At 70.9% G+C, this 16,040-nt stretch carries 13 protein-coding genes; 2 read left to right on the top strand and 11 right to left on the bottom strand.

What is annotated here, in order from left to right; translation table 11 throughout:
• Positions 1-22 precede the first annotated feature (22 nt).
• Positions 23-874: a tetratricopeptide repeat protein gene (locus tag ACFQ6S_RS32870; protein WP_383417970.1), complete on the top strand. Its 852-nt coding sequence runs from the start codon at positions 23-25 to the stop codon at positions 872-874.
• A gap of 131 nt (positions 875-1,005) precedes the next feature.
• Here ACFQ6S_RS32870 and ACFQ6S_RS32865 read toward each other — a convergent pair whose 3' ends face one another.
• From ACFQ6S_RS32865 to ACFQ6S_RS32830, 8 genes are all read right to left on the bottom strand, one after another.
• On the bottom strand, positions 1,006-1,620 hold the full coding sequence (locus tag ACFQ6S_RS32865; RefSeq protein ID WP_383417967.1) for a response regulator transcription factor: 615 nt from the start codon (positions 1,618-1,620) through the stop codon (positions 1,006-1,008).
• Positions 1,617-2,783, bottom strand: a complete 1,167-nt coding sequence (locus ACFQ6S_RS32860; protein ID WP_383417964.1) for a sensor histidine kinase — start codon at positions 2,781-2,783, stop codon at positions 1,617-1,619. The genes ACFQ6S_RS32865 and ACFQ6S_RS32860 overlap by 4 nt, the downstream gene beginning before the upstream one ends.
• Positions 2,780-3,520 (bottom strand): ABC transporter permease, encoded by a 741-nt coding sequence (locus tag ACFQ6S_RS32855; protein WP_383417961.1) that lies wholly within the window; start codon positions 3,518-3,520, stop codon positions 2,780-2,782. Before ACFQ6S_RS32855 ends, ACFQ6S_RS32860 begins: the two co-directional genes overlap by 4 nt.
• On the bottom strand, positions 3,517-4,446 hold the full coding sequence (locus ACFQ6S_RS32850; protein WP_383417958.1) for an ABC transporter ATP-binding protein: 930 nt from the start codon (positions 4,444-4,446) through the stop codon (positions 3,517-3,519). The genes ACFQ6S_RS32855 and ACFQ6S_RS32850 overlap by 4 nt, the downstream gene beginning before the upstream one ends.
• 130 nt (positions 4,447-4,576) lie before the next feature.
• The gene (locus ACFQ6S_RS32845; protein ID WP_383417955.1) at positions 4,577-6,955 is read right to left on the bottom strand and encodes a hypothetical protein; all 2,379 of its coding nucleotides are present in this window, start codon (positions 6,953-6,955) and stop codon (positions 4,577-4,579) included.
• 249 nt (positions 6,956-7,204) lie between these two features.
• Positions 7,205-7,612, bottom strand: coding sequence for a DUF6113 family protein (locus ACFQ6S_RS32840; RefSeq protein WP_383417952.1), 408 nt, complete (start codon positions 7,610-7,612; stop codon positions 7,205-7,207).
• Complete coding sequence (gene mshB / locus ACFQ6S_RS32835; RefSeq protein WP_383417949.1) at positions 7,609-8,472, bottom strand: N-acetyl-1-D-myo-inositol-2-amino-2-deoxy-alpha-D-glucopyranoside deacetylase; 864 nt, start codon at positions 8,470-8,472, stop codon at positions 7,609-7,611. The genes ACFQ6S_RS32840 and mshB overlap by 4 nt, the downstream gene beginning before the upstream one ends.
• Positions 8,473-8,518: 46 nt before the next feature.
• Positions 8,519-8,713: a hypothetical protein gene (locus tag ACFQ6S_RS32830; protein WP_019755516.1), complete on the bottom strand. Its 195-nt coding sequence runs from the start codon at positions 8,711-8,713 to the stop codon at positions 8,519-8,521.
• Positions 8,714-8,888: 175 nt separating this feature from the next.
• Here ACFQ6S_RS32830 and ACFQ6S_RS32825 point away from each other — a divergent pair, with 175 nt between their 5' ends.
• Positions 8,889-11,009 carry a prolyl oligopeptidase family serine peptidase gene (locus tag ACFQ6S_RS32825; RefSeq protein WP_383417945.1) on the top strand — a complete coding sequence of 707 codons (2,121 nt, stop codon included), beginning with the start codon at positions 8,889-8,891 and terminating at the stop codon, positions 11,007-11,009.
• 13 nt (positions 11,010-11,022) lie between these two features.
• Here the strand turns inward: ACFQ6S_RS32825 and ACFQ6S_RS32820 are convergent, their stop codons facing one another.
• The 3 genes from ACFQ6S_RS32820 to ACFQ6S_RS32810 form a co-directional block, all read right to left on the bottom strand.
• Complete coding sequence (locus ACFQ6S_RS32820) at positions 11,023-11,322, bottom strand: hypothetical protein (protein WP_383417942.1); 300 nt, start codon at positions 11,320-11,322, stop codon at positions 11,023-11,025.
• 84 nt (positions 11,323-11,406) lie between these two features.
• Positions 11,407-11,928, bottom strand: a complete 522-nt coding sequence (locus ACFQ6S_RS32815) for a hypothetical protein (protein WP_383417939.1) — start codon at positions 11,926-11,928, stop codon at positions 11,407-11,409.
• Positions 11,929-11,987: 59 nt separating this feature from the next.
• Complete coding sequence (locus tag ACFQ6S_RS32810; protein ID WP_383417936.1) at positions 11,988-15,944, bottom strand: NocE; 3,957 nt, start codon at positions 15,942-15,944, stop codon at positions 11,988-11,990.
• Positions 15,945-16,040: the final 96 nt, after the last annotated feature.

Below are 16,040 nucleotides of genomic sequence, written 5' to 3'. Positions count from 1 at the left end.
CGTGAAAGGGCACGAGCCAGCTATGCGTCCCCTGTACCCCCCACCCCCGGAGCGTTCCGCCGAGCTACGACGGCGGTTCGCCGAAGAGGCACGGTCCGAGCGGCCCGACCTGTCCACGCTGTGTCTGCTGGTCGGAGCCGAGGCCGACGGCACGCTGGACGAGTCGGGGATGGACTGCGCGCAGGTGGAGCTGGACGACCTGGCGGGACAGCTGCCGTTCCGGCCCGGCGGGCCCAGGGCGTGGGCGCACGCGCTGCGGGATCTCCTCGGGGAGCGGTACGGGTTTCGTGGCTGTGCCGCGGACTATCAGCGGCTGGAGTCGTCGTTGCTGCACGAGGTGCTCCAGCGGCGGCGCGGGTTGCCGATTCTGCTGTCGGTGGTGTGGATGGAGGTCGCCCGGCGGGCGGGGGCGCCTGTGTACGGTGTCGCGCTCCCCGGTCATTTCGTGGTGGGGTTCGGGCCGGCGGATGAGCAGGTGCTCGCCGATCCCTTCGACGGGGGGCGGGTACTGACGGGGGGCGATGCGGAGCTTCTGGTGGCGGGGGCCACGGGGGCGCCGCTGCAGCAGTCGATGCTGACGCCGGCCGATCCGTTGGACGTGGTGCTGCGGGTACTGAACAACGTCCGGGCATGGGCGACCACTCGGCCCGAGCGGACGGATGTGGCGTTGTGGGCGGTGGAGTTGTCGCTGTCGTTGCCGAAGCATCCGGCTCGGTTGCGGTTCGATCGGGCGCAGTTGCTCGTGCAGCGGGGGGACTTCGTCGAGGGGGCCGTGGAGTTGGAGGAGTACGCGGAGTTGATCGGTGCGGTGGATGAGGGGGCGGCGGAACGGGTGCGGGGGCAAGCCCGGGCGGCCCGGGCTTTGCTCAATTGAGTTCGCCGGTTCGCCGTGGGGGCCTCTGCGGTTGTGCGAGTGCGGGTACGTCGTGGCTTGTCGCGCCCACGCGGCGGAGCCGCATATCGATCCAGCCCCGCGCCCCTGGGTGGGCTGCCCGGCTCAGCGATTCACAGCCAGCCCTTCTCCCTCGCCATCCGGACCGCCTCCGCCCGGTTCCGTACCGCCAGCTTCTGGATCGCCGTGGACAGGTAGTTGCGGACCGTGCCCTGGGACAGGTGCAGGGCCGCCGCCAGTTCGGCGTTCGTCGAGCCGTCCTCCGCCGCTCGCAGGACCTCTCGCTCGCGGTCCGTCAGCGGGTTGGCGCCCTCCGCCAGGGCCGCCGCCGCCAGCGTCGGGTCGATGACCCGCTCCCCCGCCAGCACCTTCCGTACCGCCTCGGCCAGTTGGGCCGCGGGGGCGTCCTTGACCAGGAAGGCGTCGGCGCCGGACTCCATCGCGCTGCGGAGATAACCGGGGCGGCCGAAGGTCGTGAGGATGACCAGCTTCACGGCCGGCAGCTCCGTGTGCAGCAGCGCCGCCGCCTCTATGCCCGTCGCGCCCGGCATCTCGATGTCCAGGAGCGCCACGTCCACGTCATGCGCGCGGGCCGCCGCCAGCACCTCGTCACCGCGGGCCACCTGCACGACGACCTCGATGTCGTCCTCCAGGCCCAGCAGGGCGGCCAGGGCCTCGCGGACCATCGACTGGTCCTCGGCGAGGAGGACCTTGATCGTGGGGCTCATGTCGCGGATCCTACGTCCGCCCTGGCCGCGGCCGGCACCCGGGCGGTCAGCCGGAAACCGCTCCGGGTCCCGCCCGCCTCGAGAGTGCCGCCGGCCTTCGTCAGACGTTCCGTCAGGCCCGTCAGACCGTGGCCGGGCCCGCTGCCCTGGCCGCCCGAGCCGTCGTCCTCGACACAGAGGACGAGGACGGGACCGTCGAGGGTCTGCCGGTGCAGGAGCTCCACCGTGCAGTGCCGGGCGCCGCTGTGCCGTACGACGTTGGTGACCGCCTCCCGCAGAGCCCAGGCGAGGGCCGTCTCGCTGTCCTCGGGGATGTCCGTGAGGTCGGGCTCGGCCGGGAGTTCGGCGCTGACTCCGGCCGCCGTCAGGGCGACCTTGGCACCCGCCAGTTCCGCGGCCAGACGCGGTCGGCGGTAGCCGGAGACGGCCTCCCGCACATCGACCAGGGCCTGACGGCTGACCTGCTCGATGTCGGCGACCTGCTGCGCCGCCTTGTCGGGGTGGTCGGGGAGCATACGGCCGGCGAGTTCGCTCTTGATGGTGATCAGGGACAGGGAGTGGCCGAGCAGGTCGTGCAGGTCTCGCGCCAGGCGCAGGCGCTCCTCGTTGGCGGCGAGTTGGGCGACGGTGGCGCGGGCCTCGCGCAGCGCGATCGTGGTGCGGACCAGTTCCCGTACGCCGGTCATGGCGAAGCCGCCGAGCAGCGCCGGGATCAGCAGCCCGGCCAGGAAGGCCTTGCCGCCCGGGGTCGCGAACGCGATGAGGGTCATCAGCACGGACGCGCCCGGGATCGTCCAGCGGGCCATACGCAGCGGCAGGGCCGCGCCGGACGCGATCGAGACGTACACGAACAGCACCAGCCACTCCCGGCCCAGGGTGAGGGCGAGGAGCGTGGACTGGGCCGCGAGGACGCCGAGCGAGGCGAGCACGACGCTGTTGCGTTCGCCGCGGCCGGTGCGGAAAAGCAGCAGCATGTACCAGGTGACGAACGCCGCGAGGCCGATCCAGCCGAGGATCCGCACACCCGTGCTGTGACCGCCGTGCAGCAGGTCGTTGGCCGGTGCGCTCAGGTACACCAGCCAGATGCCGGTCCACAGGAGCTTGACGAAGCGTTGCTTGCGATTCTCCGGGCGCTGTCCGATCCCGACGCCTGTGCCGCTCACGCCTTCAACGTGTCCTTCCGGTACAGCCAGGCCGCGCCGCCCGTGAACAGGGCGAAGGAGACGACGAGGACGACGAGGTCCTTGGCGTGGGGAGCCTGGCTCTGCTCGATGGCCTGCCCCAGGGCAGCGTACGCGTGCGTGGGCACCCACTTGGCGATGTCCTGGAGCCAGCCCGGGAAGGACGTCGTAGGCATCCACAGGCCGCCGAGGATGGACAGACCGAAGTAGATGATCATTGTGATCGGCCGCACCGCGTCCCCGCTCGCCAGATAGCCGATCGCCACCCCGAGCGAGGCGAAGACCAGGCTGCCGGCCCAGATCGCGCCGGTGAGGGCGAGCCACTGCCAGGCGTCCAGGCGTACGTCCTTCACGACCGCGGCGACGACGAATACGACCACGATCGACGGCAGGCTGACCACGGCGGCGCTCGCGGTCTTGGCCAGCACATACCCGCGGCCCGGCAGCGCGGTCAGCCTGAGCTGCCGTACCCAGCCGCCCTCCCGCTCCTTCGCGATGCGCTCGCTGTTGCCCATCAGGACCGCCGTCAGGGCGCCGAAGGAGGCCATCGAGACCATCATGTACGTCGGCAGGGTCAGGCCGGTGCCGTCGACCTTCGTGGTGCTGTCGGCGCTGCCGGCGATCAGCAGGAACAGGATGGCCGGGTAGGCCACCGAGAAGAACAGGAACTTGCGGTTGCGCAGGGCGCGGGCGAGTTCGAGCCTGATGAGACCGTTCATGACCGGCGTGACTCCTCGGCGGCGGTGATGGCGACGAACGCCTGCTCCAGGCCGAGCCCGGCGACTTCGAGATTGCGGGGGTACAGACCGAGGCCGTAGAGGGCGTGGACGGTGGCGTCGGCGTCGGCGGACTGGATGCGCACGGTGTGGCCCGAGACGTCGAGATACGTCAGGAAGGGCAGGTCCCTGAGCGCGGCCTCGTCGATCGGGCCGTCGGCCAGGTCGAAGGAGATCCTGCGGGCACCGGCCTTCGCCTTGATCTCGGCCGCCGTGCCGTCGGCCAGCAGCCGGCCCCGGTGCAGGACCAGCACCCGGTCGGCGATGGCGTCGGCCTCCTCCAGGTAGTGCGTGGCGAACAGGACCGTACGGCCCTGGTCGGCCTGGTCGCGCATGGTGGCCCAGAACGCCTGACGGGTGGTGACGTCCATGCCGGTGGTCGGCTCGTCCAGGACGATCAGATCGCTGTCACCTGCCGTGGCGAGGGCGAATCGGACGCGCTGGGCCTGGCCGCCGGAGAGCTTGTCGACCTTGCGGTCGGCTATCTGCGCGATGCCCGCACGGGTCAGGACGTCGGAGACGGAATAGGGCCGTGGATGCAGATCGCAGGCCAGCCGTACCAGTTCGGCGACCGTGACCTCGTCCATCAGCCCGCCGCTCTGCAGCATGGCGCCCACCCGGCCGGCGACGATCGCCTCGCGCGGCTCGGTGCCGAAGACGCCGACCGTGCCGCTGTCGGGGCGCTTGAGGCCGAGCAGCAGATCGAGCGTGGTGGACTTGCCGGCCCCGTTCGGGCCCAGCAGGGCCACGGTCTCCCCCGGGTACAGCGCGAGCGTGAGGCCGTCGACGGCCCGTACGCTCCCGTAGCTCTTGCTCACACGGTCGAATCCGACCACCGCGGTCGCCGTGTTCAACGCAGTCGTTGTCATGCGCTCCAGAGTGGCCGCGCGCCCCCGGAGCCCGGCAGTGTCGGCGGTCCTGACTGCCGGATGACAGATGTCATAGGAACGACCGAGGGCACCCGGCGAATGCCGGGTGCCCCTGGTCCGAGCGGTTGCGCTAGCTCGGGTTGGTGTCGATGGTGACGGTGCGCTCCGCCGCCGTCTTGCCGCGCAGCGCCTTGCGCAGGGCGGAGGCGACATCCTGCGGAAGGACGTCACGCTTGCCGCTCGCGCCGTTGATCTGCACACCGTCGAAGGTGGCGCCGTACGCCGCCTTGAGCGCCTTGAGGTCGTAGGTGTCCACGAGCTTGCCGTCGACGGCCTTGACTCCGAGGATCTTCGGCAGTGACAGGGAGCCGAACGGGATGCTGTGCGCGGCGTCCGTCTGGACCGTGACCTTGGTGGCCATCGCCGGTTCGGCGAACTCCTTCATGAACCGGTCGACCTCGGCGTTCGCGACCTTCGGCTGCTGAGTGGTCGTGGCGACCTGCACCGCCGAGGACGCGCCCGTCTCCACCTGGGTGCGGTACGCCTCCTCGACCGCGGTGGTCGAATTGCCGACGTCGATGCCCTTGCCGGCCTTGCCGTACACGGCGACCGCCTTGCCGGACTTGAAGGTGACCGTGCCCTCGGTCACCGAGCCGGAGCCGCCGGAGCTGTCCTCCAGGGCGGCGGCCAGCTTCTCCTCGTCGGTGGGCATGACGGGGTCGACGACCCGGTGGTTGCCGAAGAGGGAGCCGATGACCGAGATCGGGTTGTAGTCGCTGCTCGCGGCCGTGCTGACCGTCTGCTGCATGTCGAACTGGAGCCCCGCCTGGTCCGGCTCGAGGTCGACGGTCTTGCCGCCCACCGACAGCTTCAGCGGCTTGTTGACCCGCTCGTCGAAGGCGTCGTTGAGCTTCTTGACCGCGTCGTCGCGGGTGCCGCCGCCGATGTCGACACCGAGCACGGTGGTGCCCTTGGGCACGTCGGTGTGGTTCATCAGCAGGCCCGCGCCGTAGAGGCCGCCCACGAGGACGACCGCGCCACCGCCGACCAGGGCCAGCTTGTTGCGGCCCTTCTTCTTCTTGGGCGCGCGGGAGGCCGAGGAGTTCGACGAGGACGGCTCGGGCAGCTTCGGGGGCGTGTGCGGTCCGGGCGTGTCGGTGCCGCCCGGCCCGAAGGGGCCGCTCTGGGCGCCGCCGGGCACGACCGGGATGCCGCTGGTGACGGTGTGGCCGGAGACGTTGTCGGCGACGCCGTAGTTCGGGGAGCCGGGTTCGGGGGCCGGCTTCTGCGGCGTGAGGATCGCCGTGTCGTCGCTGAGACCGCCGCCGGGGCCCTGGCCGGGGGTGTGGAACCCGGCACCGGGGCCCGCGGGGCCGTTCGGCCCGCTGCCGGGGACACCCGGGCCCGCGGGGCCGCTCGGGCCGCCGCCGGGAACGCCCGGTCCGCCGGGCCGAGTCGGGCCGACATTGATGCCGGGCACACCGGCGGCACCGGGACCGCCCGGGCCGCCGGGACCGCGCCGGCCGGTGGGGCCACCGATGCCGCCGGGGCCGCCGCCCGCGACCGGCGGGACCGCCGGTCCGTCGCCGGTGACCGGGCCGGTCGTGGGGCCGGTGGGGCCCTGGGGACCGCCTCGTCCGCCACGGCCGTTCGGGCCGTTGAAGTCGCTGGAGCCGCCGAAGTCGCCCGGAGCGTTGAAATCGGCGGCGGGGTCGAAGCCGGCCGGGCCGCCCTGCGCGCCGTAGCCTGCGGGGCCGTTCGGAGCGCTCTGGCCGCCGAAGTCGTTCTGCCCGTTCGGGCCGCCCTGGCCGTTCTGGCCGCCGGTCCCGTTGTCCGAGAAGTACGGCAGGTCGTCGCGGCGCACCTCGCCGCCGGGGCGGGAGCCGTTGCCGCCGCCCAGCGGGCCCGCGGCCAGCGCCTCGGTCACGTCGAAGGAACCGGTGCCGCCGCCGTGCCCCGGAGCCACGGGACCGCCGGTCGCACCGGGGAGCCCCGCGCCGTTCGCGCCGCCCGGACGGGAGCCGCCGTCGGGCCGGGCGCCGTTCGCACCACCGGGGCGGGAACCACCGGGCACGCTCATGGAGCCGACGACACCGCCGGGCCGCCCGGCACCGGCACCGGCGCCGCCGGAACCGCCCGCGGCGGGGCCCGAAGCGCCCGGCAGACCGGCCCCGTTGGTGGGGGCGCCGCCCTGACCGCCCTTGCCAGGCGCGGACTTACGCGGTGCGAACCAGTCGCTCGTCTTCTCCTCGGCCTGCGCCGAAGGCTCGGCCGGGGGCTCGGCGATGCCGGTGGCCGTGGACGTGGCGCCGACCGGCGCCGGGTCCTCGGTGTCCGGGCTGTCAGCGGCGGTCTCGGCCTCGGAGACGGGCGTGCGCACGACGACCGGCGGAATGGGCCGTGACCCGGGGATGTTGATCCGGATCCGGGTCGTCAGCGTGGTCTCGGTCTTACGTTCCTCCGGCTGCGTGGCCGAACGGCCCGCGTCCGCACCGCTGTCGGAAGCCATGGGGGTCCCGTACGGCGGCGTGCCCGAGGGGTATGCGGCTCCTCCGCGCCCGTTGGGCCCGGAGGACGGAGTGTCAGTTTCACGACTCAAGGCATGTTCTCCCGGTTGGCTCCGCCGCCCATTCGACCTCATCGCTGCGGACGGCTCGGCGGCGCGCTCCACCATACTGGCCACTTCTGGCCCGTATCCCACGACCGCCTGGGAAACCCACACGGGACTCGCACGTGTGCGGTGTGGAGAAGTGGTACGTCACTTGCCAAGTCGGACGCGGTCACCACCCGGTTGCCGCAATGGTGCGAGGGTGGCGCAGATCACAGCAACAGCGATGCCGCCGAGCAGGAAGAGATAGGAGGCGGCTCCCGTGCCGAAGACGAAGTCGCCCTCGGGGCGGGTGGCGGTGAGCAGAATGACGGTGATCATCCAGCCGGCGGCGGGCGCGACGGCCCCGGCCCGGCTGCCCACGGCCCGGCCGGCGCCCAGCATGAGCCCGGCCTCGCCCGCGAGCGCGAGCAGCAGGCCGCCCGGGAACCACGCGGGCTGCACCAGCGCCCCGGCCACGCCGACCACCGCGCCGAGCACGAAGAGCCCGAGGTAGGCGAGGACCCGTAGCGCGGAGGGCCGCTTCAGCTTCAGCGGCTGGGCGAGCATCGAGCTCATGACGCCTCCCCGGACCCGAGACCGGCGAACAGGTCGGACTCCGTCCCCGCTCCCCGCTCGCCGCGCACCAACTCGTAGTACTCGGTGGTGAAGAGGGGTTGCGCGAGCTCGTTGGACAGCGCGAAATACAGGTCGGCCACCTCGATCTGGGTGGCGTGCGCCCGCATCGCGGCGGCTTTGGCACCAGCGTGCGCGGTGCCGTCGATCACGGTGGTGACGCGCTCGTCGTCGACCACACCCGGTACGTCGTCGACGGTGGCGGACTTGCCGAAGGACAGTGCGGGCAGATCCGCCTGAAGCCGGGCGAACGCCTCCTCGGCGACCGTGCGCGGGACGCGATTCCAGTAGACCTTGGGGATCTCCCACCCGGCGTCGGCGGCCAGCTCGGCCGCGCGCATCGCGATGCGGTGGGCCTGGATGTGGTCGGGGTGGCCGTAGCCGCCGTCGGGGTCGTAGGTGACGAGGACCTGGGGGCGTACCTCCCGGATCACCTCGGCCAGCGCGCGGGCTGCCGCCTCGACGTCCGCCTGCCACAGACTTGCCGGGTCGTCGTTGTCGGCGATGCCCATCATCCCCGAGTCCTCATAGCGGCCTCGGCCGCCGAGGAGACGGAAGTCCTCGACGCCGAGCTCGCGCATCGCGGCGGTGAGCTCGCCCAGGCGGTGTTCGCCCAGGGCGGTGCCGGTCAGGTGCTGAAGCTCGGCCGGGATGACCTCGCCGTGCTCGCCGAGGGTGCAGGTGACCAGGGTCACCCGGGCACCCTCGGCCGCGTACTTGGCCATGGTCGCGCCGTTGTTGATCGACTCGTCGTCCGGGTGCGCGTGCACCAGGAGGAGACGCCGGTCGGGCAGATCCGTCATGGACCCCACCCTACGAGGCGCCGCCGACAACACCGCGCGGCGTCGCTCAGAACTTGATGCTGCCGATCATGCCCGCGATGTTCGTCGTCAGCTCACTGATGGTGGGAGCGACGGTCGAGGACGCCAGATAGAAACCGAGCAGCATGCAGACGACCGCGTGGCCGGCCTTCAGCCCTGATTTCTTGATCAGCAGAAAGACGATGATCGCCAGTAGCACCACCGCCGAAATCGAGAGTGCCACGGCGGCTCACCTCCAAGAATCCCAGGCGCGGGGGTCGGACTATGGGGGCAGATAAATCCATGCAGCGGCCAGCAGGTTCATACCCACTATGCGACAGTGATCATAACTATCCGTACGTGCGCATCGATCGGCGCACAGCCGCACAAGGGGGCGCACTGGCCAATATGGTCAGGGCATGACGACCGAGCCTGTGTCCTTCCCCCGACGGCACGCCCGCACCCAGCGCTTCACCCTCGGCGCGCCGCGCGCGTTCACGGTGGCGCCCGACGGCAACCGTGTCGTGTTCCTGCGCTCCACCTCCGGTACGGACCCGGCGAGTTCGCTGTGGGTGCTCGACACGGCGAGCGGTGAGGAGCGCGTGGCGGCCGACCCGCGCGCCCTCCTGGGCGGCGCCTCGGAAGACCTCTCGCCCGAGGAGCGGGCGCGGCGCGAGCGCAGCCGTGAGGGTGGCGCCGGCATCATCGCCCACGCCACCGACAACGCCGTGGAGTTGGCGTCTTTCGCCTTGTCAGGGCGGCTTTTCACGGCCGAGCTGCAAGCCGGTACGGCACGCGAACTCCCGGTCCCCGGGCCGGTGATCGACCCGCGCCCCTCCCCCGACGGACGGCACATCGCGTACGTCGCGCAGGGTGCCCTGCGCGTGGTCGGCGCCGAAGGTGAGGGCGACCGTGCGCTCGCCGAGCCGGAGTCGGACGGCGTCACCTACGGATTGGCCGAGTTCATCGCGGCCGAGGAGATGGCGCGCTACCGGGGCTTCTGGTGGGGGCCCGAGTCGGACCTGCTGCTGGTGGCGCGCGCCGACGACACGCCGGTGCGCCGGTGGTGGATCTCCGATCCGGCACGTCCGGAGCGCGAGCCGCAGCGGGTGGCGTATCCGGCGGCGGGGACACCGAACGCGGACGTACGGCTGTTCGTGATCGGTCTGGACGGGGTGCGCACGGAGGTCTCGTGGGACCGGGCGCGGTACCCCTATCTGGCGCGAGTGCACTGGTCAGCGGCGGGTGCGCCGCTGCTGCTCGTACAGGCGCGCGACCAGCGCAGCCAGCTGTTCCTCGCCGTGGACCCGGCGACCGGGGCGACCCGGATGGTCCACGCGGACGAAGATCCACAATGGCTGGATCTTTTCCCTGGGGTGCCCTGCTGGAGCCCTGCCGGGCATCTCGTGCGCATCGCCGACGAAGGCGGCGCGCGCGTCCTCACGGTGGGCGAACGCCCGCTGACCGGACCGCAGTTGCACGTCCGTGCGGTCCTGGACGTCACGTCGGACGACGTACTGATCTCGGCGTCGGCGGGCGAGGCCGCGGCCCATCCGGAGACCGGCGAAGTGCATGTGTATCGGGTGAACGAGCTCGGCGTGGAGCGTGTGTCCCAGGAGCCCGGCGTGCACGCGGCGGTACGCGCCGGGGGCGTGACGGTACTGGTGTCCCACACGCCCGATCGCCCCGGGGCCGAGGTCCAGGTACTCCACGACGGAAAGCGGACGGCGACGGTCCGGTCGTACGCCGAAGATCCCGGTCTGACCCCGCGCATGACCCTCACCGAAGGGGGCGCACGCCGCATTCCGTGCGCCGTGCTTATGCCTCGGGACTACGCCGGTGACACCCCGCTCCCGGTGCTGCTGGATCCCTACGGTGGTCCGCACGGCCAGCGGGTGGTGGCGGCGCACAATCCGCACCTCACCTCGCAGTGGTTCGCCGACCAGGGTTTCGCCGTGATCGTCGCGGACGGCCGCGGCACGCCCGGTCGCTCGCCCGCCTGGGAGAAGGCCGTCAAGGACGACATCGCGGCCATCGTGGTGCAGGACCAGGTCGACGCGCTCCAGGCGCTCGCCGAGCGGTTCCCGCTCGATCTGACCCGGGTGGCCGTGCGCGGCTGGTCCTTCGGCGGCTATCTCGCGGGACTCGCGGTGCTGCGCCGCCCGGACGTCTTCCACGCGGCGGTCGTCGGCGCCCCGGTCACCGATCTGCGTCTGTACGACACCCACTACCAGGAGCGCTACGTCGGGCACCCCGACGAGCAGCCGGAGGTCTACCGGCGCAACTCGCTGATCGACGACACGGGCCTGGTGGACCCGGCCGAGCCGCACCGCCCGATGGTGATCGTCCACGGTCTCGCGGACGACAACGTGGTCGTCGCCCACTCCCTGCGCCTGTCCTCGGCCCTGCTCGCCGCCGGCCGCCCGCACGAGGTGCTGCCGCTGTCCGGGGTGACCCATATGACCCCGCAGGAGGAGGTCGCGGAGAATCTGCTGCTGCTCCAGCTCGACTTCCTGAAGCGGTCGCTGGGGCTGGACTGACCCCGTCTGCGGGTCAGTTGCCCTGTCCGCCGAGGAAGACCAGGAGGGGAAGACCGGTGAGCAGCAGGTGGACGACACCGGTCTTCCAGTAGCGCAGGATCATGGCGAGAGCGAAGCCTGCGCCGGTCACGCATGCGATGAAGACCAGGATGCCGTGCTGATCCTCGGCCGCCCGCCGGTCGGCGTACTCGTCGAAGCCGGATCCGATACCGGAGACGACCATGCCGAGGCCGAGGATGATCACGAGCAGGATGTCGAAGACGCCTACGAGGACGGCGATCAGACCGTCGTGCTCACGTGGTCGGCGTTCCATGGGTCAAGCCTTTCGTAGGGGCGGGCCGGCGTCCTGAGTACCCGTACTCATCCGCTCAGGACGCCGGCCCGTCTGTCACCCGTGTCAGCCGTGGACCAGCGGCGAGCCCTGGAGCTGCTTGGTGACCGCTCCCTTTCCGTCGCCCTCGATGTCGTAGACGATCGTCGAGTCCGACGACCACCAGACCTCACCGTCGTACGTCATCGACGGGGCGACGCAGGTGTTCACGGGCTCGATCAGGAACCAGCTGTACTCGTCGTTGACGATCTTGGTCAGGTCACACGTCCTGGACGTCTCGACGACGTCGGCGCTGTCCTTGCCGGGGCGCGACTCGAGACGGGTGGTGATCTTGAAGCTGGTGAACCGCTTGCTGTTGTCGACCACCTGGTCGACGAGGATCTGCCAGGAGACGACGGACTTCGCGGTGATCTTGCCGCTGGCGGCGTCGGCGGTGTTCGTCACGTTGTAGAGCGTCTCCGGCTTGTTGCCGGGGAAGTACACCTCGAAGTCCGAGTCGGCCGAGGCGGCGGCCGCCGGCGTGGCCAGCAGGACGCCGGTCGCGAGTGCGGAGGCGGCGAGTCCGGCAGTGGTGAGCAGCTTGCGCATGAGGTTCCCTTCGTGGGGAGGGGCCGGGCGGGTGCGCCCGGCCCCATGGATGTGGCGCGTCAGTTGCCCTGGAGCGTGTGCTCCAGGGAGTCGGCGTACAGTCGGGCACCCGCGGGCTTGGGGTGGAACGACTGCATCGAAGGAGCCGGTGAGTCCGCGTCCGCCTCGGCGCGGCCCGTCATGACGATGCCGTGCACGCTTTCGGGATCACCGCAGATCGCCTTGCCGGCGAACTCGTCGCGCGGGTCGGAGAAGACCGCGTAGGAACCCGCGTCGGACGCCGCCCCCTTCATCTCGTCGGCGAGGACGTCCGCGACCTTGTTGATGAACTGGCCCTCGACGTTGTCCAGCGCCGGGAGGCAGGAGCCGTCCTTCTCCAGCAGGCGCGGGTAGCCCATGAGAACGATCTTGGCGTTCTCCGCCTTGCTGTGGATGGTCCTCAGGAGGCTCGCGATCCGCGGCCGGACCGCGTCGTGCAGCCACTTCGGCGCCCACTCGTCCAGGCGGCCGGTCTCCCCGCCGATCTCCTTGCCGTTGTCGGGGTCGATGTTGGCAATCGACGCCGCCTGGCAGTTGACGAGGGAGGGGACGGGGATGTCCACGCACTTCTTGACGACGTCGGTGAAGCGGGCGTCGTTGCCGCCGATGCTGATCGTCACCAGGGAGGTGTTCTGGTCGAGGTAGCCCGCGTCGATCTGCGGGACCTCGCCCTGGCCGCCGGTCAGCACGTTGTAGCTGCGCGCGCCGGAGCAGGCGACGAAGTGGTAGTCCATGTTGTTGTCGCGGGCGTCGGACAACGCCCCGATGGACTTGGCGTGGCCGGGCAGGGTCGCCTGGCGGGACCAGGCGATCTTGGACCGGTGGCACTTCGAGGTCGTGTCGACCTCGGCCTTGCCCTCGTCGTGGGCCTTCTCGTTCACCTTGTCGCGGAAGTCGGTCTCCGCGTAGTAGTCCTTGCCGCCCGGCTCGGTGGCACCTTCGCCGGAGGAGTAGGAGTCACCCATCGCGACCACGAAGTTCTTCGGCTTCCCCGGCAGCGGCTGGAAGGCCACGGAGTCCCAGGCGATGTCCTCCTCGCCGCGCCCGTCGGCGGTGTCCGTGTCCAGCGAGACGGTCGGGGTCCCGGTGAAGTTGAACACCCCGAGGTCGACCCACTTGTTCTCACCGACCCGCTGCGGGTGCACCCGGACGGGGCTCTTGGAGTCGGTGCCGCCGACGCGGTAGGCGGCCTGCCGGGTGTGGGCACCGTGGTCCGGCATGTGCGTGAACACCCGCATCCAGCCCCGCTTGGTGCTGTTCAGGGTCCAGGTGCCCTTGGTGTACATGCGGATGCCGTTGGCGTCCCCGGTCTTGGAGCGGGTGTGGGTGAACCAGAAGTGGTTGCCGTTGCCGGCGCCGATCTGGTGCAGGTCCACCCGGCCGTTGGGCTGCGCGAAGGTCAGCTCGAACTTGCCCTGGGAGGACACGCCCGCACACCGGTTGGAGGAGCCCGCCGGAACGGTGCCGTTGGGCAGGTCGTCGACGATCAGCGAGCCGGCCGGCAGACCGGTGTTGCAGCGCGGCGGGTAGGAGTCCGCGTCGGGCTGCTCGGGGTAGGTGTCGTCGAAGCGGTGGATCGGGTTGCCGCACTGGGCGCGGGTGTTGCAGTCCTTCCACTTGGCCGCCTTGTTCCACCAGCACTTCAGGTACAGCGGGTTGTGCTCGTCCGGGTCACCGGGCAGCTTGCAGGCGCCCTTGCCGGTGGTGTTGCTGTCCGTGTCGGTGATCTTGGCCGGGTCGCAGTCGTTGCTCGCGTCGCAGAACAGGCCGACCGGCGGCTTGGCGAGCGTGCGGTCCATGGTGGTGTTCCACCAGGCCTGCTTGTATCCGGCCTGGAAGTCGCCGGGCTTGAACATCGCGGAGATCGGACGGGCGGCCCAGCCGATCACCTTCTCCTCGTACGGCCAGTCCTGCGGGTTCGCCGCGTGCCAGTAGGCGTCTCCGCCGTCGGCGGTCTCCAGGAACGGAGTGCGGTTGGCCTTCCACAGCGGGTTGGCGGGGTTGTTCGTCCAGCCCAGGCCCCACTTGCCGTTCTCCGGCTTCGACTTGGGGTGATAGCCGGTGTTGTAGGTCCACAGCGCGGCGAACCAGTTCTCGATGTACTTCGGCTTGCCGTCGTTGACGACGATCCCGTCGGCGCGGGTCTGGTTCCACTTCTCGATGAGGATGTTGACACCGGCGGCGATGTTCGCCGCGTAGTCCAGTGCCACCGCATCCTGCTGCGTGGGAGACAGGGCGGTCTCGCCGGGCTTCTCCTTGCCCTTCATCCGCATGCCGTCGGTCACCTGGGTGACGCCGTAGCCACAGTCGGCCTCGCCCCACTCGATGAAGAACGGGTCGGCCTGGTCACCGTCCGCCGAGTACGGCACGCCGTAGAAGTTGCCGATCAGCGGGTTGCCGGTGACGCCGGGGACCGTCGTACGGGCGGCCTGCCACATGTTGGACTCCTGCGCCGTGATGCCGAGCATCACCGTCGCCGGGATGTGCCAGTCCTCACCGGAGCCGCCGCTCAAGGTCCGCAGAGGGAACAGCGACTGCGGCGCGTACGCGGGCATGCCGGTGTTCTTCCAGTTCGCGGACCGCGAGGCGCCCTTGTTGAGCTTGCCGACTACGGCCTGGTCCACGGCCCACTCGATCTGCCGCGGGGTCGGCTGGAACGCCTGCTTCTTGGGGTCGTTGCGCGGCACGGAGCAGGCGCGCTCGGTGTCCACGGTGGCGGCCCGGGACGAGCCCTGCCTCCCGCCGAACGTGATCGCGGGGGTGAGGTCGTTGCCCTTGCTGTGACGGGTCGGGGTGCCGAGCACCGCGGCGTCGGGGCTGGTGTCGACGACCGAGGTCCGGCCGGTGTCCAGCGCCTTGATGTCCGTGCGCACCAGGCGGGCGGAGTCGGCCTCGGACTGGGTGATGCGGGAGGTCTTCCCGTCCGCCCAGCGCGTGCTGACGGCGGCCTGTCCGCGGCTGGAGATGCGCGCGTCCTTGGCGAGTCCCCCGGGGTTGTGCAGGGAGCCCGCGGACCGGGAGGTGGTCGTCGCCCTGCCGGTGACGTACACCTCGCCCGCCGGGGTCGAGGTGAGGTCGAACGCGGCCAGGCGGCCGGACGCGAGGGCGGCGGGACGCGACTTCGCCCTGGGGGTGCTGATCTGCGCGGCGGTGACACGGTTGACCGTGGCCCGCTCGTCGGTGGTGGCACGCAGCCTGTCGGCGGAGGGTTCGCGATCGATGAAGGTGACACCGCCACCGGCGTCCGCCTTGAGCTGGAACGGGGTGGTCTTCGTCCGGGCCACCACGCGCACTTCGGAGCCGGCGACGCGCACGACGTGATTGCCCTCCGCCGCCACGATGCCCTGCTTCGTGGGGATCGCGGAGGTGACCTGTCCGTTCACGGTCTGCCGTGCGCGCACCTTGCCGGTGCGCGCGTCGACGGTGACGAGCCGGGTCCGGTCCTTGGTGGCCTCGTCGTCCGTCAGCGCGGTGAACACCGCTTGCTCACCGGTCCCGCAGCCGGGCGAGAAGTAGCCGAGCGTGGCGGTGAAGGGGAGCTTGCGCACCTCGCCGTTGGAGAGGTCGACGAGCGCGGTGAACGCGCCGCGCGTCATCAGCTCTGGCTTGTTGGTGAAGGTGCGGGGCGCGTATGCCACCGCCGCGTACTTCCCGGATTCGGTGAGGCAGGCGTTGCCGATCCAGGTGTCGGTGTCGAAGCCGGGCTCGGAGAGGGAGGCGGCGGTCTTCCAGGCGTAGCCGTCCTTCTCGTCGGCGATCAGCACATGGAAGCCGGTGCCGTCACCGATGGTGGTGAACGCCCGGTCCTTGCTTGAGCGGTAGTCCTTGCCGAGGACACCCTCCCGCTTCTTGGCGGGGATGGCGCCCGGTTGCTCGTCGGCGCCGCGCGAGGACGGTGCCGACCATCCGTCGGCCGCACCGGGCGGGGCGGCCTCTGCGTATGCCTGGGTCGTGGCGATGCCCGCCGACAACGACATGACGATTGCCGTTGTCAGGGGGATGCGCGCATACCGCAGTATGTCGCGTCTCAAATTTCCTACTTTCACGGTGGGTCCGCGTGCCGGGCAGCTGCA

Origin of the sequence: Streptomyces sp. NPDC056479 (genome assembly GCF_042795335.1) — a bacterium.
In the GTDB taxonomy this organism is placed as follows: Bacteria; Actinomycetota; Actinomycetes; order Streptomycetales; family Streptomycetaceae; genus Streptomyces.
The sequence above is the reverse complement of the archived record's forward strand: the minus strand, read 5'-3'. Positions and strand labels throughout refer to the sequence as shown.

Coding starts and splice junctions, on each gene's coding strand:
- ACFQ6S_RS32870 (WP_383417970.1), top strand. CDS start 23: ATGCGTCCCCTGTACCCCCCACCCCCGGAGCGTTCCGCCGAGCTACGA.
- ACFQ6S_RS32865 (WP_383417967.1), bottom strand. CDS start 1,620: ATGAGCCCCACGATCAAGGTCCTCCTCGCCGAGGACCAGTCGATGGTC.
- ACFQ6S_RS32855 (WP_383417961.1), bottom strand. CDS start 3,520: ATGAACGGTCTCATCAGGCTCGAACTCGCCCGCGCCCTGCGCAACCGC.
- ACFQ6S_RS32850 (WP_383417958.1), bottom strand. CDS start 4,446: ATGACAACGACTGCGTTGAACACGGCGACCGCGGTGGTCGGATTCGAC.
- ACFQ6S_RS32845 (WP_383417955.1), bottom strand. CDS start 6,955: ATGGCTTCCGACAGCGGTGCGGACGCGGGCCGTTCGGCCACGCAGCCG.
- ACFQ6S_RS32840 (WP_383417952.1), bottom strand. CDS start 7,612: ATGAGCTCGATGCTCGCCCAGCCGCTGAAGCTGAAGCGGCCCTCCGCG.
- mshB (WP_383417949.1), bottom strand. CDS start 8,472: ATGACGGATCTGCCCGACCGGCGTCTCCTCCTGGTGCACGCGCACCCG.
- ACFQ6S_RS32825 (WP_383417945.1), top strand. CDS start 8,889: ATGACGACCGAGCCTGTGTCCTTCCCCCGACGGCACGCCCGCACCCAG.
- ACFQ6S_RS32820 (WP_383417942.1), bottom strand. CDS start 11,322: ATGGAACGCCGACCACGTGAGCACGACGGTCTGATCGCCGTCCTCGTA.
- ACFQ6S_RS32815 (WP_383417939.1), bottom strand. CDS start 11,928: ATGCGCAAGCTGCTCACCACTGCCGGACTCGCCGCCTCCGCACTCGCG.
- ACFQ6S_RS32810 (WP_383417936.1), bottom strand. CDS start 15,944: ATGTCGTTGTCGGCGGGCATCGCCACGACCCAGGCATACGCAGAGGCC.